The organism is Mycobacterium sp. 1465703.0 (genome assembly GCF_001672975.1).
GTDB lineage: Bacteria > Actinomycetota > Actinomycetes > Mycobacteriales > Mycobacteriaceae > Mycobacterium.
The window spans coordinates 1-1,656 of record NZ_LZKU01000144.1; the positions used below are offsets into that span (position 1 = coordinate 1).

The 1,656-nt window shown below is 66.2% G+C and carries 1 protein-coding gene and 1 pseudogene; one reads left to right on the plus strand and one right to left on the minus strand.

All coding sequences use genetic code 11. From position 1 onward, the window contains the following. Positions 1–71: 71 nt before the first annotated feature. Positions 72–722, minus strand: a complete 651-nt coding sequence (locus tag A5625_RS12925; RefSeq protein ID WP_066993955.1) for a hypothetical protein — start codon at positions 720–722, stop codon at positions 72–74. Positions 723–763: 41 nt separating this feature from the next. Between A5625_RS12925 and A5625_RS12930 the strand changes: the two are divergent. Next, positions 764–1,656: pseudogene (locus A5625_RS12930) on the plus strand (peptidase M13); the annotation flags it as partial.

Genomic DNA, 1,656 nt, shown 5'->3' on the forward strand with positions numbered 1-1,656 from the left:
GCGCCGCGATGGCGGCCAGCGGGGCCAGGATGTCGAATGCGAAGAGCCGCCAGATGTTTCTCATCGGATCCTCACCTGATCGAAGCCAATCCGGAGATCATCAGCTTGCCGTCCACATCGGACACGTCCAACCGCAGGTTCCAGTGCACGGTTTGCGGCTTGGCGCCGACGTTTTCGCTGACCGACGTGGCGATCAGCATCACCGAATCGGTGCGGCTCGCGAACGGCGGCAACTTGGTGGTGACCACCGGCCGCGAGACGCCGGGCTGGGAATCCAGGTCGTGGTGCACGGTTTCGATCGCCACCGCTTCGATCCGGCCGGCGCTCTTGGATTGCAGCTTTTGCACCACCGCACGGTATGGCTGCACGGCGGCATCGAAGTCGGTGTTGAGTTCTCCGACCGTCCCGTCGTGCAACCGCTGCAAGCTGGCGTCGACGTTGCCGCTGTTCATGTTGATCAACACATTGGCCCACTCCGCGGCGGCCTGCATGGCGCGGCTCAGGTAGCCGCGTTCGGCGACCTGGTCGCGGTGCTGGGACCAGATGACGAACGCGAGCACCACCGCGGCCACCGACAGCACACCGAGAACCGCGGACGCTATGCCGTAATGGGAGAAGACCTCGCCGCCGTTGGATTCGTCGCCGTCAGCGTCGTTCGACTCGTCTGCTCGGTCGACGGAATCTTCGTCAGCTGGTGGCTCGGTTCGCGCGCCGTCGGACATGGCCCGATCGTTGCATCCGGGAAAGATGGAAGGATGGCGGGGTGACGAATACGGCCATCCGCTCGGGCATCGACCTGAGCTATGTCGATGACAGCATCCGCCCGCAAGACGACCTGTTCGGTCACGTCAACGGCCGTTGGCTGACCGAGTACGAGATACCGGCGGACCGCGCGACTGACGGCGCCTTCCGCCAGTTGTATGACCGCGCCGAAGAACAGGTGCGCGATCTGATCGTCGAGGCCAGCGAGCGGGGGGCGGACGCCGCGGACGACGACGCGCAGCGCATCGGCGACCTGTACGCCAGCTTCCTCGATGAGGACACCGTGCAGCGCCGTGGTGTACAGCCACTGCTGGACGAGATGGCGGTCATCGACGACGCCGCAGATCCCGACGCGCTGGCCCGGGCGCTGGGAGCCCTGCAGCGCACCGGCGCGGGCGGCGGTGTCGGGGTGTACGTGGACACCGACGCCAAGAACTCGGCCCGCTACCTGGTGCACTTCACCCAGTCCGGCCTCGGGTTACCCGACGAGTCCTATTACCGCGAAGAGCGGCACGCCCAGGTGCTGGAGGCGTACCCGGCCCACATCGCCCGGATGTTCGGCCTGGTGTTCGGGGGAGACCCGGCCGAGCACACCCAGACCGCTGACCGCATCGTCGCGCTGGAGACCAAGCTGGCCGAGGCGCATTGGGATGTGGTCAAGCGCCGCGACGCCGACCTCACCTACAACCTGCGCACGTTCACCGAACTTCGCGACGAGTCGCTGGGCTTCGACTGGAACGGCTGGGCCACCGCACTTGGCGCCGGCGTCGAAAACCTCGCGGAAGTGATTGTGCGCCAACCTGATTACCTGCGCACATTCGCCGAGTTGTGGCGCAACGAAGACCTCGAGGTATGGAAGAGCTGGGCGCGGTGGCGGTTGATGCGTGCCCGCGC